21 protein-coding genes and 2 tRNA genes are annotated in these 24858 nt (G+C 47.0%); 7 read left to right on the plus strand and 16 right to left on the minus strand.

Features of this window, described 5'->3' with window-relative positions; genetic code table 11:
• Positions 1-64 precede the first annotated feature (64 nt).
• The 4 genes from AC2CG4_RS10295 to AC2CG4_RS10310 all read right to left on the minus strand — a co-directional run bounded on the left by AC2CG4_RS10295 (position 65) and on the right by AC2CG4_RS10310 (position 5282).
• A complete protein-coding gene (locus AC2CG4_RS10295; protein ID WP_484486172.1) occupies positions 65-913 on the minus strand; it encodes an efflux RND transporter periplasmic adaptor subunit in 849 nt (282 codons plus the stop codon).
• 90 nt (positions 914-1003) lie between these two features.
• Positions 1004-3169: an efflux RND transporter periplasmic adaptor subunit gene (locus tag AC2CG4_RS10300; protein ID WP_484486173.1), complete on the minus strand. Its 2166-nt coding sequence runs from the start codon at positions 3167-3169 to the stop codon at positions 1004-1006.
• Positions 3170-3176: 7 nt separating this feature from the next.
• Positions 3177-4964 carry an efflux RND transporter periplasmic adaptor subunit gene (locus tag AC2CG4_RS10305; protein ID WP_484486174.1) on the minus strand — a complete coding sequence of 596 codons (1788 nt, stop codon included), beginning with the start codon at positions 4962-4964 and terminating at the stop codon, positions 3177-3179.
• Positions 4965-5087: 123 nt separating this feature from the next.
• Positions 5088-5282: a DUF1289 domain-containing protein gene (locus AC2CG4_RS10310; protein ID WP_484486175.1), complete on the minus strand. Its 195-nt coding sequence runs from the start codon at positions 5280-5282 to the stop codon at positions 5088-5090.
• A gap of 198 nt (positions 5283-5480) precedes the next feature.
• On the opposite strand from AC2CG4_RS10310, the gene AC2CG4_RS10315 reads away from it, so the two are divergent.
• The 4 genes from AC2CG4_RS10315 (at position 5481) to trxB (ending at position 11017) form a co-directional block, all read left to right on the plus strand.
• Positions 5481-7652 carry a sensor histidine kinase gene (locus tag AC2CG4_RS10315; protein ID WP_484486176.1) on the plus strand — a complete coding sequence of 724 codons (2172 nt, stop codon included), beginning with the start codon at positions 5481-5483 and terminating at the stop codon, positions 7650-7652.
• On the plus strand, positions 7645-8100 hold the full coding sequence (locus AC2CG4_RS10320; RefSeq protein WP_484486177.1) for a response regulator: 456 nt from the start codon (positions 7645-7647) through the stop codon (positions 8098-8100). Before AC2CG4_RS10315 ends, AC2CG4_RS10320 begins: the two co-directional genes overlap by 8 nt.
• A 44-nt stretch (positions 8101-8144) precedes the next feature.
• Complete coding sequence (locus AC2CG4_RS10325; RefSeq protein WP_484486178.1) at positions 8145-9902, plus strand: putative bifunctional diguanylate cyclase/phosphodiesterase; 1758 nt, start codon at positions 8145-8147, stop codon at positions 9900-9902.
• A gap of 167 nt (positions 9903-10069) precedes the next feature.
• The gene (gene trxB / locus AC2CG4_RS10330; protein ID WP_484486179.1) at positions 10070-11017 is read left to right on the plus strand and encodes a thioredoxin-disulfide reductase; all 948 of its coding nucleotides are present in this window, start codon (positions 10070-10072) and stop codon (positions 11015-11017) included.
• 83 nt (positions 11018-11100) lie between these two features.
• Here trxB and AC2CG4_RS10335 read toward each other — a convergent pair whose 3' ends face one another.
• A complete protein-coding gene (locus AC2CG4_RS10335) occupies positions 11101-13824 on the minus strand; it encodes a TonB-dependent receptor (RefSeq protein WP_484486180.1) in 2724 nt (907 codons plus the stop codon).
• 608 nt (positions 13825-14432) lie between these two features.
• On the opposite strand from AC2CG4_RS10335, the gene AC2CG4_RS10340 reads away from it, so the two are divergent.
• Positions 14433-14906 carry an acyl-CoA thioesterase gene (locus AC2CG4_RS10340; protein WP_484486181.1) on the plus strand — a complete coding sequence of 158 codons (474 nt, stop codon included), beginning with the start codon at positions 14433-14435 and terminating at the stop codon, positions 14904-14906.
• A gap of 78 nt (positions 14907-14984) precedes the next feature.
• Here the strand turns inward: AC2CG4_RS10340 and AC2CG4_RS10345 are convergent, their stop codons facing one another.
• Positions 14985-15215 (minus strand): DUF2789 domain-containing protein, encoded by a 231-nt coding sequence (locus AC2CG4_RS10345; RefSeq protein WP_484486182.1) that lies wholly within the window; start codon positions 15213-15215, stop codon positions 14985-14987.
• 1238 nt (positions 15216-16453) lie between these two features.
• Positions 16454-16660, minus strand: a complete 207-nt coding sequence (locus tag AC2CG4_RS10350) for a hypothetical protein (protein ID WP_484486183.1) — start codon at positions 16658-16660, stop codon at positions 16454-16456.
• Between the two features lie 186 nt (positions 16661-16846).
• Between AC2CG4_RS10350 and AC2CG4_RS10355 the strand changes: the two genes are divergently transcribed.
• Together AC2CG4_RS10355 and radC are read left to right on the plus strand one after the other, a co-directional pair.
• The gene (locus AC2CG4_RS10355) at positions 16847-17059 is read left to right on the plus strand and encodes a hypothetical protein (RefSeq protein WP_484486184.1); all 213 of its coding nucleotides are present in this window, start codon (positions 16847-16849) and stop codon (positions 17057-17059) included.
• A gap of 11 nt (positions 17060-17070) precedes the next feature.
• A complete protein-coding gene (gene radC, locus AC2CG4_RS10360; RefSeq protein WP_484486185.1) occupies positions 17071-17574 on the plus strand; it encodes a RadC family protein in 504 nt (167 codons plus the stop codon).
• A 51-nt stretch (positions 17575-17625) separates the two neighbouring features.
• Here the strand turns inward: radC and AC2CG4_RS10365 are convergent, their stop codons facing one another.
• The 9 genes from AC2CG4_RS10365 to AC2CG4_RS10405 all read right to left on the minus strand — a co-directional run bounded on the left by AC2CG4_RS10365 (position 17626) and on the right by AC2CG4_RS10405 (position 24822).
• Entirely contained in the window at positions 17626-20601 is a 2976-nt protein-coding gene (locus AC2CG4_RS10365; protein ID WP_484486186.1) for a DUF927 domain-containing protein, read from the minus strand.
• 61 nt (positions 20602-20662) lie between these two features.
• Complete coding sequence (locus AC2CG4_RS10370; protein WP_484486187.1) at positions 20663-21037, minus strand: hypothetical protein; 375 nt, start codon at positions 21035-21037, stop codon at positions 20663-20665.
• Positions 21038-21046: 9 nt separating this feature from the next.
• The gene (locus tag AC2CG4_RS10375) at positions 21047-21409 is read right to left on the minus strand and encodes a hypothetical protein (RefSeq protein ID WP_484486188.1); all 363 of its coding nucleotides are present in this window, start codon (positions 21407-21409) and stop codon (positions 21047-21049) included.
• Positions 21399-21728: a hypothetical protein gene (locus AC2CG4_RS10380; protein WP_484486189.1), complete on the minus strand. Its 330-nt coding sequence runs from the start codon at positions 21726-21728 to the stop codon at positions 21399-21401. Before AC2CG4_RS10380 ends, AC2CG4_RS10375 begins: the two co-directional genes overlap by 11 nt.
• A 1-nt stretch (position 21729) precedes the next feature.
• The gene (locus tag AC2CG4_RS10385; protein ID WP_484486190.1) at positions 21730-21966 is read right to left on the minus strand and encodes a helix-turn-helix transcriptional regulator; all 237 of its coding nucleotides are present in this window, start codon (positions 21964-21966) and stop codon (positions 21730-21732) included.
• 134 nt (positions 21967-22100) lie between these two features.
• Positions 22101-22814: a hypothetical protein gene (locus AC2CG4_RS10390; RefSeq protein ID WP_484486191.1), complete on the minus strand. Its 714-nt coding sequence runs from the start codon at positions 22812-22814 to the stop codon at positions 22101-22103.
• Between the two features lie 255 nt (positions 22815-23069).
• A complete protein-coding gene (locus AC2CG4_RS10395; protein ID WP_484486192.1) occupies positions 23070-24296 on the minus strand; it encodes a tyrosine-type recombinase/integrase in 1227 nt (408 codons plus the stop codon).
• 179 nt (positions 24297-24475) lie between these two features.
• A tRNA-Arg gene (locus AC2CG4_RS10400) sits at positions 24476-24552 on the minus strand.
• Between the two features lie 182 nt (positions 24553-24734).
• Positions 24735-24822: transfer RNA gene (locus AC2CG4_RS10405), tRNA-Ser, on the minus strand.
• Positions 24823-24858 lie beyond the last annotated feature (36 nt).

Raw genomic sequence — 24858 nt, forward strand, 5'->3', positions numbered from 1 at the left:
AACACCGATGCATACAAAAATAATCTGGTCTCGCGCTGCGGCGTACAAAAAGCGGTAATCGCTATCAGGGCAAGTTGCGTGTATCGAGTAAATTCAAGGTCACACCATCGAAGCTGACTCGACATTTTAGGCCGCTGGGCAAGCGGTTGCCGGGGTTGGCAAACTCTAACCTTATTCCAAAGGTATTGCTCGGTCCGTCAATGACCTGATCAACCAGCGTTACCTCTGCTGTATAACTTTGATCGACGGCACCCAGTTCCGGCTGCACTTTAGCTGTCATGCCAGCTTTTACTTTGCCGTAAAGACTCGCAGGCGCAAAGACCTCTACTCGCAGTGGGTTCAGCTGCGCCAACTTGAGCACAGGTTCAAAATCTATGTGCTCGCCAGGCTCTTTAAGGCGCTCCACGACTACGCCATCGATGGGGCTAACCAATGTTCTCCGCTGCAAATCGGCCAGAGCACGCTTATGTTCCAGTTCGGCTTGACGTTTGCGGTCAAGCGCCTGCTGCAACTGTTGCTGTGCGATGGCGTGCTCGGTTTTGAGTTTATCCAGCTCGGAAAATGAAGCTGCTTTCTTTTCATAAAGGTCTTTGACCCGCGCCAGCGAGCGGTTGCTAAACTCCAATGCCAACTGCTGAGCTTGTACATCGCTAGTTAATTCAGCTTGTACACGGCGCAACTCAACAGTTGCCGTCTCCAATCCCGCGTCGAGGCGCGCTACTACATCACCTTTTTTAACCTTGTCGTTTTTATCAACCAACACTTCACTGATAACACCTTCAACTGCGCTACTCATTTCCACCACAACGGAGGGTTCAATCCGGCAATTGAGCTGCGCTGGCTCCTGTGTTTGCGCCAACGCTTCACTGCCAAACAAGGCAACTAACAGTGAAAAACCAGACAATTTATGCATGTTGAATCCGCTATAAAAACATAAGGCGCCCTAAAATTTAGTGGCGCTATAAAATACAATTCGCTTATTACTATAGTGTAAAAAAACGCGTTACGAAAAATGACGTATAAAAAGTTGCTGCAACCTGCGATACCACTGCACGGCCATAGGCTCTGCTGGGTGCTGAAAACGCACATAGGCGCGCTCGCCATAATGGCCAGATTGCACAAAATCGTGCAGGGCCAAATCGAGCAAAAACACTTTTTCCTTTACTCTTGTACCGGACGGATTAGTCGCATCTACCGCCAAACGCCCACCACCCAGTGCCCCCAAAATCTGACTGGGCAACTCCTGGGTTGCGATTGGAACCTCTTGTACTCGCTCCGCCGTAAGCGTGCGCTGAGGATTACTGGCAAACTTAATACTGACACTTTGAGTTGCCTGCCGAACCAAGCCCACCTCATCCTGCAACAAAGCAGCGCGAACCCGCACCCGATCTGGTTTTTCAATCAGCGCAAATTCATCGCCCTGCCGCAAAAAACTGCCCGGCAAATGATGTTGGCGATTAATCCGGAAAACCCCTTCGGCAGGGCTGCGCACCACCAGATTCACCACGCGGGACTGCAAAAGTTCAATTTTCGCCTTGATGGCATTGATGTCCTGCTCAAACAATTGCGCCTGGGCGCGATCACTGATCCACGCTTGCTGGTAGCGCGCCTCATATTCGCGCAAATGCGCCTGCTCCGTTGCGAGATTCGCGATCAGCACAGGGTTATCTAGCTGCACCAACTCTTGCCCCTGTCCTACTCGTTCACCATCGGCAACCAGGACTTGCACCACTTCACCGCTTGATTCCACTTTCACTCGCGCTTCATCCGGCAGCCAAAGCACAGCCTCGGCAGTGGTTGACATAGGCATGGGTACCGCCACGAGCAAAAGAGTCACCAGCACCACACCAGCCGCAGTCACCCCCAGCGCGCGCGCGCGCGTACTAGCCAGTTGTTTGTCACGCGCCACATAATTGAGCGCTTTTAGTGCTGGCCAGAACAACTGAAAGAACAATAACCAACAGCCAATTACCAACCCCAGAGCCGGAAAATAATTGGCCACTAACAAAATGATAAAAAACAACATAAACACGCGATAAGCAAACGCTGCGACACTGTAACTTGTTAACAACACAGCTTCGCGGATGTTCACTGCAGGCGAAAAAATACCGCTCACACCATAGGCATAGCGGCGCAATAAATAACTAAATTGTTGATTCGCACGAGTAGCAAGGTTAGGTAAATCACACGCATCAGTCAGCAGGTGATAACCATCAAAACGCATCAATGGGTTGCCATTAAAAAACAGGGTGGATACACCGCCGATAATAATGATGTTGTATAAAAAATCGCGCAGAAAACCACTCGGCAATTGCAACCACAACAAGAGTGCAAGCGCTGCTAAAAATAATTCTACCGCCATGCCCGCCGCCCCAACCATTAGCCGCTGGCGCTTGGATTGAAACCCGGTCGCGGCACTGGCATCGACATAGGGCAAGGGTGTGCCCACTACAAAGACCACACCACAATCGTTCACCTGCCCGCCCCAGACTTTGGTAAATAAACCATGGCCTAGCTCATGTAACACTTTAAAACAGGGGTAAGTTAGCCAAAGCAGAAATAAATTGGCGGGCGATAACATCCGATCCAGATGCCCCTGTGTCAGCTGCGTCCAATGCACGCCCACTTGCAAGAGCGCATAGCCAACCACTAGCAACCAAACGATTCCCATAGTGCGCGATGCCAGTAAACGCGCTAGCGGCATTAATTTGTCGAGCAGACGATCAGGATTGCCAAGCGGGATATTCCACGTGAGCGGATTCATCAACAAACGCAGCCAGCGCTGTTGTTTCTTTTGCTCGCGCCGTGCAAATAATTCCTGCGTATTGGGCGGAAGATCGCACACCAATAAATCGGCGACATGTAAATATTGCAGGAGATGAATTAAATCATCGCGCGTGGGAATCTCATCGGCGGAATGATAAAACTCAGCTTGGGCCGCCGAAGCCAACACTTGTGCTAACGAATTACGACCATTCATGGCACTGATCAAACGCCAAGCAGAGGGCGTCAAGCGATGAAAACGACCATTGCTTTTATCCTGCAGTATGTACCAGCGCTCATGGTTGTAGTCGCGCCGCTGGATATGAATATGGCGCGGCAACGCGGGGCGCAGTGCTTCAAGCCGCTGCCAAATAGGATTGTCGTTAAGAGATTGGGGTTCACTCATAACAGCATCACCACAACTTCAAGCGCAGCCAATGCCACAAATCATGAAACCAAATCCAGCCCAAGGCGCGCTGCCCTACCATCAACTTACCGGAACCGGTCATACCAGGGCGCAATACATCCAGCTCGCGGGTTAATTCAGCATCCACCCGAAAATAATTGCGCCCTTCGCGCACTTCACTGATAGGCGTGACGCGTTTAATGCGCACGGCAAACACATCGCCGGGCAAACTGGAAAATTTTACCTGGCCTTGCTGGCCGGGTTGCACGGTGGCAATGTCGCGCTCATCGACAAACAGCTGCACTAAAAAACCTCGCGCTGCCGCAATTTCAAATAACACATCGCCCTGTTTGACCGGCGCGCCCTGACTTTGTGAAATATCATCGGAGACGATAATGCCATCCATCGGGGCGATTAATTGGGTGCGCGCTAATTGTTGGTCAATCAACCGCAACTGGATGCTGGCTTGATCCATTTGCGCGCTGGCAATCGCAGCTTCAACACGATTGGAATTGGCCAATGCGGTATCGTAAGCCTGACGATATTGCTGCACCTGGCTCGCCAACTTGCGCCGTTCCAAACGCAAATCTTCGTCATTCAACTGCGCCAAGGTTGCGCCTTTTATTACGCTATCGCCGGGGTGCACACTGATTTTGCCTAAATAGCCATCGTGCGGTGATACCACTAAATATTTTTCTGTTGTTTGCAGCGCGGCATCGGCAGTAATGCGGTAATCGATTGGGACAAATAAAGCGACCAAAAATACCAAGATGAGGGACGTAATAATTTTGCCGCGCCAGGAATCTTCTCCAAACCAACGCTCCAAACGCTGCGCAATACGCCTTTTTAAACCCTGCCACAGATTGGCATTCGCCTGCTGCCGCAATGCGAGAATCGCTCCGGCAAACTGCAATGCCTGCTGAACAAAACTGCGTTGTTCGTCAGATAAATCAGCTTGTTTATCTAACTCTATGGTGAGCACACCTACAATCACATCACCATTGCGCACCAATAAACTGTGCACCGACTGCAACTGTTGTTGCTGCAGCAATTGCTGATGGGAGCGTTTAATTAAATTTGGAGCTGAAGCAGCATCAACAGCCTGATCAATAACGGGCGAGCAATGAATGGCTGCGCCCTGCTCTATCGCCTCAGCCATAGCTTCGCTAATTGCCTGCATCGCCTGAGTGCGCTTATCAAAATTAGCCGAGAATGACACCGCCTCCAGCTCAATACGGCTGGCGTGACAAAGACCAAGGCTTACGCGGGTAGATTGCAGAAAGCCCGCTAGCATATTCACCAGGCTGATTGCACTTTCTTGCAGTGAGTTTTCTTTTAATAAACTGGCACTGAGCTGCAATAATGCTGGGCTAGCGGAATTTTTATCAATAACAGGGACAACAACCACCGGCTCAGCCTCGGCGGACTGCTGCAAGATAAACTGCAGCCAGTACTGGCCCAGCTTGAGGTTCTTTAATACGGCAGGTAATTCTTTTTTATCCTGAAGCTGCAAACGCAATAGCAACACCCCCCAGGACTCACCATCAATCACCAGCGGGTGGCCAACAATAAAATAACCCTCACCGTCGGGCGCCAGATGCAACCGTTTTTTATCCGCCACCTGTTTAAGCGCCTCGCGCAAGGCGGCATTATTTGCCGCCGCATTAGGCCATTTAGCAAGAATTTTTGGCGAAACACCAAAGGGGGTTTGCACTAACATTGACGCGCTGACGTTACCCAGCATTTGGCATTGCATGCTGAGCCAGAGTTTAAGTGAAGCGGTAAAAGACTGCATAAGCATTCTACGGTGATGTGTTATTCAAAAAGTCTAGTTCTAATAAAGGCAATTTGTATAACTAATTTATGATTATTGTGAGGCCGCAAAGAATAAACCAATGATGAATAATGTGCCAGCCGATTATTTTTTCCTCCCGGGAATTACTTGATGTTTGTCCTCGCGGCGCGCCCTGGCAGCAGCCAAGATTGACAACTTTGCCTCATCATCAGCCTGACTCCAATAAGTGATCTCAGCCAAACTGCGATAACAACCAACACAAATATCATTGTTATTCAGACAGCAATTGCGAACACAAGGTGATTCCACTGTCGCCATAAATCGACTACTCCAACTTCAATACATGATGGTTATGACACATCAGTATAAATAACGATAAATACTAATTATTTTCATCGCTACAGATATTTTTTAAGAGTATTTATCAATAGCTCATCTACACTCACACAGATTAGTGCTTTTTCTTCTGCGAGAACGAGGAAAAATGTATCTCAATGGATATGGATTAAACGAGACATGCACAGAATAACTTCGAGCAACGTTATCGCCACTGTGCCTATAGCAGCAGGGGCTGCGCTATTACTGCTGATTAGTAGCGGGGTCATCATCATATGGCACATCCCGTCACTGTTCCCAACCCTACGCCCCTATGCAACCCTAATGGCATACAACACCGCTGCCAGTTTTTTATTATGCGGTTTGGCGTTAATCGCCCTGTTAAATCAATTGCGTTTGACCGGGGTAGCATTGTCGCTTGGATTGCTAATACTTAGCAGCATTAGTGTCACAGAAATGCTATTTGATCTGCCGTTTGATTCGGGTTATTGGTATGAAACATTATTTAAGGCTGCTGTTACAGCCCCTATTGCAGCCCCCATTCCCACATCATCAATTACCTCAATTACCTTTGTATTTACGGCCATTACGCTGCTGTTACTGCTTAGCCAGTTGCTCACCCCAACAAGAATCCTGATTACCGCTTTCATCGCGTTGATTATTATCACCATTGCCAGCGCGATCATGATCGGGCACAGCCTGCACCTATTCCCCAGCTCAGTCTGGGCGGGGCGCAAAATGTCGCCCCATACAGCACTCTGTTTTTTTACCTATGCCACGGCGATTATTATCAGCTTATACCCTCACATTCTGACGGCCTTTACACGGTTAAATTTTTTCAACCGGTTAACGATTGGTTTTATGTTTATGAGTATTCTCTTTATCGGTATAGGCTCAATTGGCATTTTACAAATTAATAGTGTTGCAGCCATTTCACAAAAACTCTATCAAGAACCATTTCAAACCAATAGCGCTGCACTCCGGATAAAGCACCACATAAATTTACTCAACCGCACCATTAAAGATATTGGCATGGATCCCAACTTGGCAAAATCCAACCAGTACCGTCTCGTCCTTGAACAGACGATCGACAACATCGAAGAAGAAATTGAGCAGTTTACTCATGGCCAAGAGCACGAACAAAACTTGCACGCCTTACGTGAGCAATTTACGCAATGGGCAACCATGGTCAACAACCTCTTCCAACAGCTTGAGCAAGGGGACATTGCAGGGTACCGACAGAACGCACTCAATAATAATCAACGCAGTATTGTCGCTTTGGAAACCATTTGCGACACCATCATCAATGGCGCCCAGAAGGAGATGGAAAAATTAAATGCCGAAGCTGTTCAGACAAAACAACACGCAGAAAATTTAATGTTCATTGTTATCTTTGGTTTTTTAATTATGGGATTTTTGGTGTCGGTATTGCTCACGCGCAGTTTGAATCAACAATTGACTAAAGTGCGCTGCGCCATGCTTGATATTGCGCAGGGCAACAGCGACACCGCCATTCCATATCTTGATTACCCACATGAAATAGGTGACATGGCAAGAACACTGGAGGTCTTTGCCCAGAACGTCAGTGAACGAAAAAAAAATGCGGAACTACTGATCAAACATCAACAAGAGCTGGAGCAAATTAATCAACAACTAGCGTTAACCAATAAGGAGCTAGAAACCTTTGCTTACGTCGCTTCACACGATTTGAAATCGCCCTTGCGCGGCATTGCCCAACTTTCTACTTGGATTGAAGAAGATCTGGAATCCAAAGAATTTAGCGAAGTGAATAAGCACACCAATATGCTGCGCAACCGCATTTTGCGCATGGAAAAATTATTGGATGACATGCTGGTTTTTTACCGCGCGGGGAAAACCGACGGGACTATAAGCCGGATTGATGTTGCCCATATGGCCAAAGAGTTATTTGATATACAAAACACCAAGCCCGGATTGCGCCTGGTATTGGCTGAGAATCTACCCAGTATTGAGACATTAAAAACTCCCTTTGAACAAACCCTGCGCAACCTATTCTCTAATGCCATCAAACATCACGATACCGCTGAAGGTGTTATTAGCGTAAACGCACGCACTATCGACCAGAATTTTTACGAGTTTAGTGTTAGCGATGACGGCCCTGGCATCCCGCTCAAATTTCAGGAGCGGGTATTTGGCATGTTTCAAACCCTGAAATCTCGTGACGATTTGGAAGGCAGTGGCATGGGGCTTGCGTTGATTAAAAAAATTGTGGAGACCTACGGCGGAAAGATCAGTGTGTTTTCGGAGGGCCGAGGATGCCGCTTTACCTTTACATGGCCAATTCATATCAAAAGGAAACAAGATCATGATTGATAAAATTCACCCCACCGGCAACCAGGAATTTAAAGCGGTTAGCCTGTTAATTATTGACGATGACGATATAGATGCAACGGCATTAAAAAGAGCGTTGCATAAACTGAAATTACTTAACCCCCTCTATCGCGCCAAAGATGGATTGGAAGCTCTTGAAATATTGCGTAATGGCGGAATACCTAGCCCTTATATTATTTTATTAGATATCAACATGCCGCGAATGAATGGCTTGGAGTTTTTAGAATCTTTACGCGCCGATCCCGAGCTTACTCATGCGGTGGTATTTGTATTGACCACATCCAAATCCGATGAAGACATTATTGCTGCCTACCGGGAACACGTAGCTGGCTACTTATTAAAGCAGCGTATGGATAGCGATTTTATGCAAGTGATCAGCCTGCTTGATCACTACTGGCGGGTCATTGAATTACCGACAAAAACACCATAAATGTAAACCTGTATGATCTAGATCACTGCAAAGAGGTATCTTGCATGAAGTTATTACTCATTGACGATAACGAGCTTGACCGTCAAGCGATTATTCGCACTTTTAAGAAAACGGAATGGGACATTACCATTGCCCAGGCCAGTTCCGCCAATGAAGGGCTAGCGCAGTTCGATTGCAATGATTTTGATGCGGTTTTGCTCGATTATCGCTTGCCCGATATTGATGGCATGGAAGTTTTGCAGCTACTCAACAAGCACCCTCACAATCACGCGGCTATTATCATCCTCACCGGTGCCAATGCTGACGATGAACTTGAGCGCGAGTTTATTGCCGCTGGCGCGCAAGATGTATTATTTAAATCAGAAATAGTCCACAAACATTTAACCCGCGCCATTACTCACGCACAGGCGCGTCATCTACTAGAGCGACAACTACAAGAAAGCCATCAACGTCTGCGTGCACTAGCCGAAAACGATTCTCTAACCGGTTTGGCAAATCGCTATTATTTTGATGAAAGCTTGCGCGCCTCAATACAGCGAGCCAAACGCCACAATGAACAACTTGCTCTGCTATTTCTGGATCTGGATAACTTCAAATTTATCAATGATGGACTAGGCCATACGATCGGAGACCTTGTACTCAAAGAAGTAGCCAATCGCTTACTACAAGTTGTGCGCGCGGGCGATATTGTCTGCCGCTTGGGTGGCGATGAGTTTGCAGTACTCGCGCACAATTTTGATTCTGAAGAAGCCATAAGCCAATTAGCACAGCGTATTCTTGAGGACTTGCGCCGCCCCATTATGATCGGCACTTACGAGAACTGCATATCTAGCAGCATTGGCATCGCCACTTTTCCTGAAGCAGGTGATAACGCGGGCGACCTGCTTAAAGCCGCCGATATGGCCATGTACCGCGCCAAACAAGATGGCCGCGATAATTTCCAATTTTTCTCAGCGGTTATGCAAGCGCAAATGCAGGAGCGTTTACGCCTGGAAAAAGAATTGCGCGCACTGATCCCTACCGACCATTTTATTTTGTTTTATCAACCTATTGTGGATGCACAAACCTTTGAGATTTGTGGTGCGGAAGGTTTGATTCGCTGGGATCACCCTGAGCGTGGCATTTTGCCGCCGAGCGAATTTATCAGCCTTGCCGAAGAAATTGGCTTGATCAGTGAAATTGATTCACGCAGTCGTTTTAATGCCTGCCAACAATTAGCAGATTGGCGCGCGCAAAAGCTAGTCAATGACGACTTCAACATGAAGTTCAATGTCTGCGCTCAACTACTTACCGATGAAGATCTATATCAGGGAATAATTGATGATCTTGAGCGCACCGGCCTACCCGGCCGCTGCGTGAGCTTGGAAATCACCGAATCAGTACTGATTGAAAATCTGCAAAACACAGCGCACAGCTTAAAAAAAATCCGCGATTACGGCGTCGATATTGCTGTCGATGATTTTGGTACAGGCTATTCGTCCATGTCTTATCTAAAAGAGCTGCCCGCACGCACTCTGAAGATAGACCGCAAATTCGTCATGGGTGTGCCTGACAATGCCGCCGATTGCCGCATTCTGCGCGCCATGATTGTGTTTGCCAAAAGCCTGGATTTAATTATCGTAGTAGAAGGGGTAGAGACCCGCGAACAAGCGCGCATCTGCCGCGATTATGGTGCTGACTTATTGCAAGGCTATCTCTTCTCAAAACCCCTATCGCCCATGGCCTTTGAACAACTTTTGCGTACCCACAACGCGCAAGAGTGGAGTAATCATTTATCCACACTGGGAGTTATGACAGGTTAAACGATTTATTTAATTGCACCCCGCAGCATCAGCGATCAAGAAATACCCAAATAGCCAATGCCAATATGGCGTATTGAGTCAGACAATTTTGCACGGCTATTGTGATTGACCTATCATGCCCCCACATTGCGTAACACCCCCTTCTTTAGCAAGACCAAGGACTTCCTATGAGTGACGTACAACATCATCGCCTGATTATTCTCGGCTCAGGCCCTGCAGGTTATACCGCTGCTATTTACGCGGCGCGCGCCAACCTCAAGCCGGTTGTGATTACCGGTATGCAACAAGGCGGGCAATTGACCACCACTACTGAGGTAGAAAACTGGCCAGGCGGTGTGCATGACCTGCAAGGGCCGGATTTGATGGTACAAATGCAAGAACACGCCGAGCGCTTTGACACCCAAATTATTTTTGACCATATTCATGAAACCGTGCTGACCGAGCGCCCGTTCAAACTGATCGGCTCAAACACTTACACCTGCGATGCACTGATTATCTCTACCGGTGCCTCAGCTCAGTATTTGGGCTTGCCGTCTGAAGAAGCCTTTATGGGCAAAGGCGTGAGCGCCTGTGCCACCTGTGACGGCTTCTTTTATCGCGATCAAAAAGTGGCGGTAGTCGGCGGCGGCAATACCGCAGTTGAAGAGGCGCTTTATCTGTCTAATATCGCCAGCGAAGTCACCCTGATTCACCGTCGCGACAAATTGAAGTCAGAGAAAATTTTGCAAGACAAGCTAATGGCCAAAGTTGCCAATGGCAATATCAAAGTGATCTGGAACCACCAGTTAGATGAAGTGCTGGGCAATGATTCCGGTGTAACGGGTTTGCGTTTAAAAAGCACCCAAGATGGCGCCACCCAAGAAATTGATGTCGCCGGTGTGTTTATCGCGATTGGTCACAAGCCCAATACCGATATCTTTGAAGGCCAACTAACCATGAAAGATGGCTACATCAAAGTCAAAAGCGGTTTGGAAGGCAATGCGACGCAAACCAGCATTGAGGGTGTGTTTGCCGCAGGCGATGTGGCCGACCACATTTACCGTCAGGCAATTACCTCATCCGGCTCTGGTTGTATGGCCGCATTGGATGCTGAAAAGTATTTGGATGATCTTTAACACAGTACCAAGATCTCACAAAAACTAAAAAGGGGGTGCCTGTAATTTGGCACCCCCTTTTTAGTTTACCCAGAGCTACCGAATCAGAACGAGTATTGGGCACCCAGGTAGAATTGGCGACCTGATTTAAGTGTGGTATCTACCAAACCATAGTCACTGATCAATGTAGTTTCAGCTTCGTCAGTCAGATTCAATGCATCAAAAGTAAACTTCAAATTGTCATTGAATTGATAGCTAAACGCCGCATCGACTACAGCAACATCATCGGTGTTGTCACTGCCAATCGCCGCGCCCGCCGGGGTTTTGTAGACAGTCACACCTTGAGTTTGATAATCGCTACGGAAGGTGTAAGAAATACGTCCAGAGAATCCAGAATCATTTTCATACCAAAGCGTTGCGTTATAGCTTTCATCTGACTGGCCATTCAAGCGGGTCAACACAGGTAAAGCTGCAGTGCCGGTGTTAACCTCTGACTCAATCGAGGTGACGTTGGCTTTAATACCGAAGTTTTGCAGCCACTCTGGGCCAAAGGTAAACGGCTGCTGGTATTGCAATTCCCAACCGATTAATTCACCACCTTCACCGTTGATGTTTGAACGGTAGTTGAAAATATCTTGCTTGGTTGCGGGGCCATTACCTAACAAGCTGTCTGGTAAGCCCAACGAAGTCCAGGGCACATTGACAGGAATTGCTGCAGGGAAGGATTCAATGTCTTTTTTGAACCAGGCCAATGACACCAATGCTTCTTCTGCAAAGTACCACTCAACACCAATATCAGTAGCCTTGGCGCGGAATGGATCTAGATTAGGGTTGCCTGCAGTGTAGGCGCGGTTGAACACGTCTACGCTGCCGCCTGGCGTCAAGTTACCCAAGCTTGGGCGGGTCATTACTTCTGCCCAAGAGGCTCTCACAATAACATCAGCTATTGGCTCCAAGGCGAGGTTAATAGCTGGCAGAGTATCGGTGTAATCGCGCGAAACACTGACTTCGGTACCGCTCACAATACCGCGTGAGGATTGCATAGTTTCCACATAACGCACACCAACATCACCTCGGAACGGCAAGCTGAACAGCTCGGTATTGAAATCTACTTGTGCGTAGTGACCGCGGTCGTACTCCTCTACTGAACGATCCTCACCAGCTTGAACAACCGCAGGGAAACAAACGCTATCGGTAAACAAGCCCGTTTTGTTAGCAACCTTGTTAATGTTTGGCAGGAAGAATTCGTTGGCGCCATTGCCTGGTGTATAGAGTGAGCCTAGATCAGATGTCACATTCATATCAGCCAGTGTAAGCGAGCAGCCCGCAGGAACACTGACGCTGCCACCTTGAGGGGCCGCTTGGCTCAACACCGCGCGATCGCGTCTAGCTTGATTGTTATCAAAGCCAAACTTCTTCCACGAGGCACCCGCTTTCAAGGTGAATACTTCTGTCAGATCCCAAATAAAATCCAACTGACCAACATCATAATCATTGGTTGTGTCAGCAGGGCGATCACGCAATTCTGAAATCTTCCAGTTGGCAGGATCTTTTAAATCAAAACCGTAAGTTAAAGTTGGATTTAATGCATTGCCACGATAGTCGTAAGTGAAGTCAGCGTTAAAGCGCTCCAAAATTACGGTTGACTCTTGTAGGACTTCGGTTTTTGACTCAGAAGTACCTGCAAGCGCTTTTATACGAAAGCTATCGGTAAACTCGTGAGTTACGTTGAGTGAGTACTGACCAAAACTGGTGTCAGCATCCACTAAAGAGTTTTCAGCACGAACGTCAACACCGCTTAATTTGGCGTACTGCAATGAATTAGTTGCGGCATCATACGCATAGTCTACAACTGTAGTTTCACGGCGACCCGTAGCACCAGTACGCGCCATGGAAATTGGCGTTAAAGTCAAATCATTTTGCTGATAGCCGAGCTCAGCATAGAGCGCATCCAATGTCACCTTGGTTGCATCTGTTGGAGCCCATTGAATTGTTGCGGTGGCCCCCAAACGCTCCAGATCAATACTTCTGTCGAGCTGGCGAGGAAAGCGAGGAATGTTTGCAGTATTTACTTCCGCTGGGAGAGTGGCCGCATTTTTCCAGCGGTTATTGCCAGTGGTAGGGGAACCAAGTTGTTCCCAACGGCCAGAATTGTGGCCTTCTTGAGCGATACTGCGCTCTGAATACGCTAAAGAGACAGACGCTCCCAAAGTGCCTTCATCATTAACGATATTTGCCAAGGCGGTCATACGGGGATCGCTATTCCCCGACAGATCGTTATAGCCTTGGGTATAGCTCACAGTGTATGAGTCTTCTGAAGAATCCAGTGGGCGAGCGGTGAACAAATCAACAGTTGCACCTAATGAACCCTCTTCTACTTCTGCAGTTTGAGATTTTCTTACATCAATGCGGCTAAATAACTCCGATGCAAAAATATTAAAATCAAACGAGCGGGCTTTGTTGTTGTATCCGGTAGCAATCGTCTCCATGCCATTAATACGAACACGGCTAAAATCAGGACTTAAACCTCGCACACTGATTTGCTTGCCTTCACCGCCTACACGATCAATATTCACGCCAGGGATACGCTGCATAGCTTCAGCAAGATTGTTATCGGGGAAGTCGCCGATATCTTCAGCAACAATACTGTCGGTTGCACCGACATTATTGCGCTTCAAATTCAGCGCATTTTTTAAGCTGTCACGAAAACTACCTGTGACAACAACTTCTTCTACAGCATTATCTGACGAGCCTTGCGCATAAACCGCTGGTGCTATAGATACAACTGCCATAGCGAATACAAGTGGATTAAGAGTAAATTTTTTCATAGCTATTCCCGTGTTTTATTGTGATGGGCCCAATTAATTTTTATTGATATTAACGACGCGAATATGCCGATAAGGCTTAGCCTCAAGAGCTAAATTTTTTTATAAGTTATTTGTGGCAGACACAATCAAGAAACCTATTCGTGAAAAAAGCCACTACAGTGCAGTGGCAAACATGGGGAATAAGCATCCTTATAGACGGCCTAAAATTATTATTATTCTCATCTTTTCTATTTGCAACAAAAGCCTATAAATATTACTTAATGAATCATCAATGTGTGTATATATTACTCACCATACACAATGAATACGTTTACATAATTACAAAAACAACAAATGTAAACGATTACTCACAATTTAGTAAGACAAAAGACTATTGAAAATAAACAAAAGGTGGAAATTATATAAATCCTAATATTTTAAAATAATTAGAATTTATATCCCAATATAAACGAGAACAAAAAAGCCTTAACACTGGCCTTATCAACAGAATTAGACGACGAGAAGAGCCCTTCAACAGGAGCCGGATACAGCAGTTTTTATGCAGTGAATAAAAGATCAAAGTGTTTTATCCTCCCAAGCTACAACACCAACCCAGCCTGGGAGACACTATGAGCGACCCACAACGCGACATCACTCTACGCTTTCTAGCGGAGCCGCAAGATGTGAATTTTGGTGGAAAGGTTCACGGCGGCGCCGTTATGAAATGGATCGACCTCGCAGCTTACGCTTGCGCGGCTGGCTGGAGCAGCCGTTACTGCGTCACCGCCTATGCTGGAGGTATTCGGTTTGTGTCACCTATTCATGTAGGCAACTTGGTGGAAGTGGGCGCAAAAATTATCTACACCGGCAAATCCTCTATGCACATTGCCATCGAAGTAAATGCCTGCGACCCCAAATCGCGCAACCGACGCCTCACCACTCACTGCATCGTGATAATGGTGGCCGTTGATGAATCTGGCCACCCAGTCATTGTGCCTGAATGGGTTCCCCAAACCGATCAGGACAAACAGCAACACGCCGCCGCAATCAAGCTGATGGACATGCGCAAAAAAATTGGCGATGAAATGCAGATTTTTGTTTGAGTGCCGCGACAAAAATCATAACTAACTGAATAATGCCGCAGTCAACCACCCCAACCGGGGTGGCCAATCAATACTTTATTAGTGACGCAACAAAGCATCCAACTTATCGACAGCAACACACCAATCGGAATCCTGCTGCCAGCTTTCGCGTAAAAATTGCCGCTGACCATCTGTCCAGAAATCCGCTTCAGGCAAGGTGATATCTTTCGGTAAAGGATGCGCCTTTACGAAAGCCGCTATATCAGCTTCCGTATTTGGCAATCCCAACTGGACAAATAAATCTGGCAGCTCAATCGTGGTAATTTGCATTCTGATTCCTCCTTTACTCATCAAATGTAAGTAATTAGAACAGCAATTTATTTACCCATCTGTTGGCACTCGCACATTCCGTTAGTCGTATTTAATGCGCAACCAGAAAGCAAAAACCCCGATAATCGCCAGGATTATCGGGGTTCTCGGTACTGCTTTATGGTGCCTCAGGATCACTTGAATAAGCAACATAAGACAATGTTTTATATAGAATTAATGTTATTCGATAGTTGTAGGTACCCCCAAAAGTACCCCCAAACTTTAATTGTGCCTCACTTTCTTAACGAACTAATTACCACCACAACCCCCTATAAGCGATTACCTTTGGCGCTTTTGTGCGAGGCATTGCTCCGTATGATTAAAACCCTCGGGAAGAACCTAAAGGGTGGGGGGCGCCACTAACCAACCAAGCCAGAAGAAAATATAGCTGTGCGAAACAAGAGGACTTTTCACCCGTGAGGAATGTAGTAGAGGGAAGAACCTAAAAAATTTGCCTCGTTAAATTTGGTACCCCCCCCTCCCAAAACTCCCGCTAATAAAAACAGAGCGAGGGGATCGGTCTAGGTCGCGTTACCTTCCAAGCTTTTAACCCCCCTACCACCTATAGCCGCATACTACGTGGTGAATCTCTTTTCATTTCGGTACGCATAAAAATTACATTGAAGGTGCGGTGTCCGGCTCATCACCTCCACGGTTTAAACCCACCCCTCCCTTATGGTGGCTTTTTGTATTCAATTGCCCTGTTGTGAAAGAAATGCTGGGGGAACGGTCATTCAGGCTAAGGGATAAAACTTTTAGATAGCCCCAACGCTTGCACCTCACTTGCCAGATACACACCAGCAACAGCCAAAAAAAGCTAATCCGTATAAACCTGAAAGCAACAACCCGCGCTTTAATTCCGTGGAACATAGCGCGCTAATAGCACCCATTAAGGGGGCGGGGGGATTCGTTATATTAGGTACAGATACCAGCTACCTACTTTTTTAGGTGGGGAACGCGGGGAACGTGGGGAACGTTTTATAAGTAATTGATTTATATGATTTTAAATTGCTAAAAGTTCCCCAAACACCGTGCCCCACCGGTTTGTAAAAGTGGGGAACAAGGACTAAATAAGACCATGCACGGGCGATAATATGGGGGTGATGCTCACTTGGTACAGTGAAAGACGGGATTAGTAACGGACAAAAGATGGAAGGAATAGCACACAGGGAGGCCGTGGAACATTAAGCCATACGCAATCACACCCCCACGATATACACACCATCAAGGCCATCAAAGCGAACCTTGCCGGTATCAGTAAAAGCCTTGACTATCGCCTGTAGGGTGCGAATCTGCGCCCCTTCAAGGACACCATCGATAAGTTCAACGCGCTTTATGGTGGTAGTTCCAACCTCTGATTTGTCTGCAAGCACCTGAACACTCCAACACAACAAGCCCCGAGCCATTCGGCATTGAGCACCTGACAACATAACACCTCCAAATAGGTCTAATTTAGACAATTAAAAGCACAGAATAGATTGTTATTGTGCTTAATAAGGTCTATATTAGACCATGTAAAGCCAATAAAAAAGCCCAAGAGTGCGCTAACACCTTTGGGCTTCATCATTAACCGATTAAATGGGGATCAGCTAATGAGTACCAGCACTTTATCACAAACCGCTTTAACCGCGCACCAAGCCGTTTTTACTATCCACACTGATGTTATTACCGATTGGCGCCGGAAAGTGCGGGACGTGCAATTGATCGCCCGTGAATTCAGCAGCCAGATAGAAGCACTCGCAACACTTGAGCGCGTGCGTAAGACCAACCCGAAAGCATTTATTAAAACTCGCGTTATTCATTGAGGGCGCCATCTATGCAAGCAATAAAACATATCAGCGAATGCCTACCGGCTGCGGGTTATGACGCAAAAGAACAGCGCCTTGTGCGCAAGGCAATTGAACTACTAAAAACCAAACTCAAAAAGGATGGTGCTTGCGTGAACTGTGTTGTAACTGCCAGTGCAGAAGCTCGATTGCTTATTAATTTAGCGTTGGCCGATAAAGATCACGAAGTTTTTCTAGTAATGTTTTTGGATAGTCAAAATCGTATTATTGAAAGTGCAGAATTATTTAAAGGCACAATAGATAGCGCGGCCATATATCCTAGGGAGATTGTCAAGGCTGCTTTAGTGGTCAATGCGGCAGCGGTGATACTTGCTCACAATCACCCATCAGGAAATACAACACCAAGCGAGGCAGATAAAAGAATTACCCAAACAATTAAAGATGCTTTGGCCGTGGTAGAAATTAAAACACTCGATCACATTATTGTCGGCGGTGATAAAAATTTTAGTTTTGCCGAACACGGAATTCTATAAAAAAGCAAAAAGCCGGTGCAAAAAACACCGGCTTTTTATTGCTCACCCTTACTAAAACCCCGCCGCATTTTGTAAATCACTTTCGTTTTCTTCACCCTCTGCCATTAATGCAGATAACGTGATTTTGTAGCACCACACGCGCTTATTGCCCATGCGTGGCAGCTTTTCTTTTCTATCCATACGCTCCTTACCGTTGCTTTCAATGGTGGGCTGTAAGGCTCCCAAAGTGCGCAGCATTTTGGCGATGCGGTTGTGGTCAAAGCCTTTGCAAATATCGTTTTTAAAGGCGTCCTTAAATACATAAAAAACCACTTCGGATGAATCACCCTCTAAATAATCTTTAGTGCGTGATTCGCGCCTGTAGCCCCAGCATTCAGCCGTAATAGTCACATGGGAATCTATAACCGCGTTTTTGCTTTCCTCTGGATCGTCCCAACGTTTAAAGCGTGATTCACTGTATTTGGTGAATTGCTGGCGCACATGCTCGATCATTTGCTTTTCTTCAAAATTGCCATCACCCCCACGGGTGCGAAGCCAGGTATTAAAACAGGCAGCGGCCGCGCTTTTCGCTTGTCCTTGTTGCCAGCCTGTAATTCCCCAGTGGGTTGCAAGTTCACCAGCCCAACCCACTAACGCAAATTTAACGGCGGCTCTGTGTACTTGCCCGCTGGCATTATCATTTAAGTTTTCTTTTCTGAATTTTTCTAACCGTGACAGCATGGCCGCAATAAATCGCCCGTGCTTGTCGCCCTCCAATTCTTGCACCAGCGCATTTAAGAACGCGGGGAAGGCTGTGCCGTGGTATTGCGCCATAGTGCCTTTAAGCAGCTCTGAAAGAGCCGCGCCACCCATTAGCCCATGCGCATTATTAAACACCCCCATGCGCTTAATATCGGCCTCGGATTCGTGCAAGGTTGCGCGTATTTCTAAAAAACGCATTTCCATTCCGGCTGTTTGCGTTTTACCGGCTTCGCCCATGTATTGCTCTAACGTTTTTTCACCGTTGGATAAAAATGTAAAGCGCCAGCGGTGCGAATCATCACGCGCACCACCGCGATCATTAGCGCGGGTTTTACCGCTACCATTGCCCAGCATATAAACCGCATCACCCAACTTGCGCGGATCAAACTGGTTAATTTCATCCAGTGCTAACAACATTTCAGAATGCGAGGCGGCGAGGCTTTCCATACCGTTGTCAGTTGAGCGCCACGCCTTTTTGTAATCGTCTGGTTTACCAAATACCGAACACGCAATATTTAACAGCGTGGACTTGCCCCAAGAGCTATCGCCGTAAAAGTGAAAGCCCATTGTTTCCACCCCCAATAAATCAACCAAGGGCGCGGAAAAAGCCGCACTAACTGCAAACAATGCCAAGGGATTATCTACACAATACCGGCTTACATTGTCTTGCCATTCTGCCAAGGTGCCGCGTTCGGATAATTTGCACAGGGTTGCGCCTTCGGTATAAAACAATAGTTTTTCTTCGGTGCCTCCAATGATGCGATCCGGCAACACAAAGGCGCTTTTGTGCCAGCCGGTCTTATGCACCAGCCCTATGCGCTCTTGGGTTTTGTGGCCTTGCAAATACTCCAACACTTTGCGCTTGCTTTCGCGGTGCGCGTCATATTCCAGCCCCATACCTAATAGGCGTTTGGTTACTTCGGTACCGCCATCACTGCCAAATAATTCCAACGGAAAATTAAGCTGTTTTTCTTTCCCATCGCGATTTTTAAAGCGCACCAAAATTCCCCAGTTATCACCGGCATCATTTGCATCACGGCAATAAGCCACCACATCCAAGCGCGAACAAATGCGCCGGTGCTTTTCTGCTTTGGGGTCGTAGGCATACACCCCATCATCATCGACTTTAAAACCATAGGGCACGGCGGTTGGCTTATCGCTGGTGGCGTTTTCTGTATTGGGGGTGATAACTGGTATGGGTGCGGGTGTTTCGCCTTCTAGCGGCAATAAAAGCGCATTGCGTTCTATAAGCGCGGTTAGATGTGGCGATAACCAACCAAGGGCAACCGCATCAAAGGCGTCTGCTTTTTCTGGCCATGTAGTGGCGGCCTCGATCAACTGCCCATCATTGCCAGGTGCAAAGCGGGCGAACACATTCAAATCAAATACCCGAAACGATTTAACCCCTATGGCATTCAGTACAGGGCGCAGCGTATCAACGGTTTTATCACCGGCCAAATCATTATCCGGCCATAGCCATACGTCACGGCCAGCCAAGGGCGAAAAATCAGTTTTACCTATCGCTTTACTGCCACCGCTCCACGTCATGCATGGCTTACCAATAAACAAAGAGCGCGCAGCCTCACACGCTTTTTCACCTTCAACTAAAATAATCGGCAAATAATCAGCGGATACCGCCAACCATTCCAGCCCATAAAGCGGGCGATTATCCGGTAATTGGCGGAAGTGCCAGCCGGTGCGCTCTTTGCCTTTGCTGGTGCCAGTGCCATACACCACAGGGCGGTATTCTTTGGCGCGTTCGCCCGCACTGGTGGTGCGATCAAAGCGACACACACGCATCAATAAATCACCGGCGGCGTTTTTATAATCCCAATAGTGCGAAGCCTTCCCAAATTGTGGGAAATTAAACGGGCAGCTTTTGGCGGCCTCTGGTGGCGGTGGGAGTATCGGTTTAAATACAGGCTCTTTGGGTGCCTTTGGGGGTGTAGGTGTTGCGGTGTTCACGCGCTCAAATTCGCCCAAAGGCTCATCACTCACCCCCAAATAATTGGCCAGTGTTTTAAATGCATCCCCTTGGCTTAGGCGTAGCACATAAGCCACATAACTCACTATGTCCCCGCCAGACTCGCCAGATGCGAATTCAGACCAAACACCCGTATCTACATTGATTGAAAACGAACCGGCCTTGTTGTCGTTTCTGTTTGGATTAAGCGCTACCCATTCGCGGCCATTTAATTTCCCGTCCGGTGCGTAACGGCTAACAATGGATTCAGCTTGCGCCAAAGCCAATGAATTTATTTTCTTAAAATCTAGTTTTTTACCCATTTTAAAAAACTCTTTTGTTCAATATAAAAAGTGTATTTCCCACGCCCGATAAAAGCAGCATTCAGCGCGACCAAGCCAACTTAAAGCGGTGCTTGTGGAGGCGATCAACATTAATAACGCAAGGCGAGCCGTAACTAACCTCCATATCTGCCTCACAAAGCGCCAGTATTTGCATAAGCTCATAGTCGGTAAAGTCACAGGGGGAGAATTCGTAATAGCTAACCAGTAGGACAAAATGGTCATCATCAAATGCAGCGAATGCTAAGTATTTTTCTTTGTACCAATCGTCATAAAGCGCACTCAAAAACCCGTGTTTTATTGACTGAGAAAAGCCAGGTAAATCCATCATATTTAGCGTCACTTCATGAAAGTAAAATCTGGCGTTTTGAAGTGGTAGGCGCTCACCGATAAATAAAGAAAAAGAATCATCATTCATAAGCCACCTTTAGCGATGCAAAATAAGATCACGGGCGGTATCAGTTTCGAGGTGATAAAAGTGCTTTGCTTCATCACGGCTGGCGTAATAGCCCTTTTGTAATTGCCCGGGCGCTACGCTTGCATCCCTGTAAAACTCATCGTGAAAACAAGCCCAATTCCCATCACGCCAAAATGCAAAAACAGCCGTAAAAGACAGGGTTTTTCGCGCTCTTTTGCTGGCTATTAAGCAATCGAAAAGCTCAGGTTCCCCCATGGTTTTATCAGTCTGTTTTAATGCGTGTTTTAACTCGCCCACGCTCTCGCAAATATGCGGCTTGAGTATTTCGGTCTCACTCATAGGGGCGCTAAAAAGCTGCAAACTATGCAACATGGCCAACACCCCCAGCATCACGATAAATCAACCCACAACCGCGCACCGCGTAACAATAAGCGGCGGTAATTGTGTCCGGTGATAGTTGCGAAAACTCGCGGGCATGGTGGCTGATAACAAGCACTAGCGAACCGTCCGGCCATTCCAATAAATGCGCCCCGCAATCGTAGGCGATAGCGTTATTTATAAAGCTGGCGAGGCGTTTAAACATGGGATTGCGTGCGTTAGCACCACGGGACAAAAGATCATCCAGAGTGATACAGGCGCAGCGCTCAATGATTTGGGCGTGGGTGTATTGGGATTGGGTGCGAGAGGTCATATTAGGCGGCCTCGGGCGGTGTGGTGTCGGTACTTTCGGCCTCTAATTTCTCAATAAAGGCGTGAATACTTGAACGGCTCCATACAGTGACGCCAGGTGATAGCTTATGGCCTTTGGGTGCCTTGCCATTTTGTACCCATAGCCACCAAGTGCTTTTTGATATGCAGAGTAAATCAGTGATGTGTGAAACACGATAAAAACCAAATTCTTGGTTTTTGATGGGGGTGGGATTTGCCATGCTTAGTCTCCTTAGGACTGATTCACATGGCTTCGTATTTAATAGGGCAATACGAATATAAAAAAGAACTGTTATTTGCACTAAGCCCAGCTCACTGAAAACTTTTTTTCAGTGAGCTGGGCTTAGTGCAAAAATTAATTTATTTTTATTTTTGAAACGCCACTATCGCTATAGCTATCAAGTGAATCCATGAAGCCATTTCCATTTAGCCAAATTTCTGCACATTCATTGATGCCGGTCTTAAATTTATTACCCCCTAAGGACTTGAGATAGTTTCTAAGGCCTCCAACAGTCGGTTTAAACCCAGCTTCTTGGGCTGCTTTCTTGGCGCACACATATGCCTCTTTTCGGCGTTCACCTAACTCCTTTTTATCTTGACCGTTTTTATGCCCGCCTCGATGCGTTTTTCTAATGCTTTCCATACCTTTTGCCATTAAATCCTGATTATTTATCGCGCCTACATGTGTTCCTAGCTCGAACATAAGGAGCAGCAATTTTTCTGCATTTTTTGTGGATAAGTCAGGGGTTTTAGCCAACAGCTCATCTATCACCGCAACACTTCTTTTGAGCGGTACCTTTACACTGTTTAAATCAAAATTGATTCCATTAAAAGCATGGCTAGGCGGTGGTTCACTACTCGCTATAAACTCATTAATTCGATTTAAAACTGTGCGAACACTTAATACATCACCATCAACACAAGCTTTAATGTGACTTGGGTTATCGCCGCCCGTGATGATCGCCTGCATTTTTTTCAGATCATCCCAATCATCATCCCATTCGGCTCTAATCACATTCCAAAGCGGGCGATAACGCTTAACCTCTATAACCTTCCCATCATCTGGCATATCAAAACCTCAGGTAGTAAACGCTACAATTTGCGCAACGGTCATTTTTCGTGCGAATGATTATCATTATTGAGGTTTCGCCCGTTGCCGCAAAGCGCCAATTGTTCCCCACGTTCCCCACTCTTTAAAAAGTAAGTGGGGAACGATAAATACACATAAAACTATATCTAACTCTTTGATTTTCTTACGTGAGAGAGTAACCGTTCCCCAGTGTCCCCACGTTCCCCACTGCAAAACCGACTTTGCCGAAACGTTTTAGCCAGCTTTGCCAAAATTCGCAGTGATGACATTGGGGGTGAGTGCTTGCAGGCGCAGGGCATCAAGGTAATCAGCCCACTTTTGCATCATGGCTTTGCGCTGGGGTAAATGCTTGGTTCGGTTATAGGCGGTACCCAAAGCATCCTTAACCTTGTGTGCGAGTTGGTGTTCTATTAATTCAGTTGGAACACCCAGCACTTCATCTAAAATAGTACGCGCCATCGCCCTAAAGCCGTGGGCTGTCATATCGTCATTGGTATAACCCATCGTGCGTAACGCCACACGAATTCCATTTTCAGACAATGGCCGCGAAGCACTGCGCGCAGACGGAAATACAAAAGGACTGCGTTCTGTGTAGGGCTTGAGCGCGTTTAATACTTCAAGAGCTTGTGTGGATAACGGGACTATGTGCGGGGTTTGCGTTTTAGTGACCAAGTAGCGCCACTCGCTTGCCTCCCAATCAATATCCGCCCATTTCATTGTGCGAATTTCGCCAGGTCTTTGAAAGAACAACGCCGACAGTTGCAAAGCTGCTTTTACTGCCGGCGTGCCTTGATAATTACTGATAGCCACCATTAACCCACCTACCGCTTTTGGTTCGGTAAGTGCTGCATAGTGTTTTTGCTTGGGGGTGGTTAGGCCGCCACTAAGATCACGGCTTGGGTCACTGGCTAACTTGCCCATGCGTATGGCGTGCCTGAATACTTGGCTGGCAGTCTGTTTGGCGCGCTTGGCGGTTTCTAATAATCCGCGATCTTGTGCCTTATATAAGGCGGCCAATAATTCGGGCGGGGTTATTTCATTAATAGGACGTTTGCCGATCCACGGGAACAGGTGATTTTTGAGCAGGTTTTGGGTGCGCTCCCTGTGAGTCTCTGACCACTCAGGGCTGATAATTTCAAACCACGCATTGGCGATCACCTCGAACGTGTTTTCGGCAGCGCCTAACGCATCATGTTTTTCAGCTTTACGCTGCGCCATCGGGTCAATGGATTCAGCTATCAGCTTTCTGGCCTCGTTGGCTTTCGCCCTAGCCTCTTTCAAAGTCACTTCGGGATATACACCCAAGGGCATTAGCTTCTCTTTACCGGCCATGCGGTACTTCAATCGCCAGTATTTACCGCCATTGGGTTTAACTAATAGGTGCATACCGCCTGAGTCGCCCATCTTGTAGGCTTTCTCTCTCGGGGTAGCTGTTTTGACTTGAATATCGGTGAGCGCCATCCTATCAACCTCCAATTGGGGGTACCTGTTTTTGGGGGTATCTGAGGTACCCCCAAAAGTACCCCCAAAACCTATCGGATTAGGGGGTACTTCATCGGACTGTATAGGATGCAGTATAAACAAAAAACCCCGCAATAAGCGGGGTTTCAGGTCGTATCGGACTAATCTGATACGTTATATGGTGCACTCAGGAGGATTCGAACCTCCGACCGCTCGGTTCGTAGCCGAGTACTCTATCCAGCTGAGCTATGAGTGCGTTGTTGAGGCGCGCATTTTATTGATCGGGGTTCAGTGAGTCAAGCATTTATTTGATTTTCTTTTGTGAAACTTTCAAATTAATGCTTTATAAATCAATGAAATACAAATTTCGATCAACCTGTGCAAATAGCAAACTAAACACTGCTATGGGCCACACTGTACAGTTAAACTTTTAAAAAATGGCGGTGAGAGAGGGAGTCGAACCCTCGATACCTTGCGGTATACACACTTTCCAGGCGTGCTCCTTCGGCCACTCGGACACCTCACCGTTTTTCCGCATTACAACCGCGCGGTTTCGCTAAAA

It is taken from the genome of Cellvibrio sp. ATLC23 (assembly GCF_057196725.1).

What these genes read in the sequence shown, in the direction of transcription:
- AC2CG4_RS10295 (WP_484486172.1), bottom strand. Translation starts at nt 913, where the DNA reads ATGCATAAATTGTCTGGTTTTTCACTGTTAGTTGCCTTGTTTGGCAGT.
- AC2CG4_RS10300 (WP_484486173.1), bottom strand. Translation starts at nt 3,169, where the DNA reads ATGAGTGAACCCCAATCTCTTAACGACAATCCTATTTGGCAGCGGCTT.
- AC2CG4_RS10305 (WP_484486174.1), bottom strand. Translation starts at nt 4,964, where the DNA reads ATGCAGTCTTTTACCGCTTCACTTAAACTCTGGCTCAGCATGCAATGC.
- AC2CG4_RS10310 (WP_484486175.1), bottom strand. Translation starts at nt 5,282, where the DNA reads ATGGCGACAGTGGAATCACCTTGTGTTCGCAATTGCTGTCTGAATAAC.
- AC2CG4_RS10315 (WP_484486176.1), top strand. Translation starts at nt 5,481, where the DNA reads ATGCACAGAATAACTTCGAGCAACGTTATCGCCACTGTGCCTATAGCA.
- AC2CG4_RS10320 (WP_484486177.1), top strand. Translation starts at nt 7,645, where the DNA reads ATGATTGATAAAATTCACCCCACCGGCAACCAGGAATTTAAAGCGGTT.
- AC2CG4_RS10325 (WP_484486178.1), top strand. Translation starts at nt 8,145, where the DNA reads ATGAAGTTATTACTCATTGACGATAACGAGCTTGACCGTCAAGCGATT.
- trxB (WP_484486179.1), top strand. Translation starts at nt 10,070, where the DNA reads ATGAGTGACGTACAACATCATCGCCTGATTATTCTCGGCTCAGGCCCT.
- AC2CG4_RS10335 (WP_484486180.1), bottom strand. Translation starts at nt 13,824, where the DNA reads ATGAAAAAATTTACTCTTAATCCACTTGTATTCGCTATGGCAGTTGTA.
- AC2CG4_RS10340 (WP_484486181.1), top strand. Translation starts at nt 14,433, where the DNA reads ATGAGCGACCCACAACGCGACATCACTCTACGCTTTCTAGCGGAGCCG.
- AC2CG4_RS10345 (WP_484486182.1), bottom strand. Translation starts at nt 15,215, where the DNA reads ATGCAAATTACCACGATTGAGCTGCCAGATTTATTTGTCCAGTTGGGA.
- AC2CG4_RS10350 (WP_484486183.1), bottom strand. Translation starts at nt 16,660, where the DNA reads ATGGCTCGGGGCTTGTTGTGTTGGAGTGTTCAGGTGCTTGCAGACAAA.
- AC2CG4_RS10355 (WP_484486184.1), top strand. Translation starts at nt 16,847, where the DNA reads ATGAGTACCAGCACTTTATCACAAACCGCTTTAACCGCGCACCAAGCC.
- radC (WP_484486185.1), top strand. Translation starts at nt 17,071, where the DNA reads ATGCAAGCAATAAAACATATCAGCGAATGCCTACCGGCTGCGGGTTAT.
- AC2CG4_RS10365 (WP_484486186.1), bottom strand. Translation starts at nt 20,601, where the DNA reads ATGGGTAAAAAACTAGATTTTAAGAAAATAAATTCATTGGCTTTGGCG.
- AC2CG4_RS10370 (WP_484486187.1), bottom strand. Translation starts at nt 21,037, where the DNA reads ATGAATGATGATTCTTTTTCTTTATTTATCGGTGAGCGCCTACCACTT.
- AC2CG4_RS10375 (WP_484486188.1), bottom strand. Translation starts at nt 21,409, where the DNA reads ATGTTGCATAGTTTGCAGCTTTTTAGCGCCCCTATGAGTGAGACCGAA.
- AC2CG4_RS10380 (WP_484486189.1), bottom strand. Translation starts at nt 21,728, where the DNA reads ATGACCTCTCGCACCCAATCCCAATACACCCACGCCCAAATCATTGAG.
- AC2CG4_RS10385 (WP_484486190.1), bottom strand. Translation starts at nt 21,966, where the DNA reads ATGGCAAATCCCACCCCCATCAAAAACCAAGAATTTGGTTTTTATCGT.
- AC2CG4_RS10390 (WP_484486191.1), bottom strand. Translation starts at nt 22,814, where the DNA reads ATGCCAGATGATGGGAAGGTTATAGAGGTTAAGCGTTATCGCCCGCTT.
- AC2CG4_RS10395 (WP_484486192.1), bottom strand. Translation starts at nt 24,296, where the DNA reads ATGGCGCTCACCGATATTCAAGTCAAAACAGCTACCCCGAGAGAGAAA.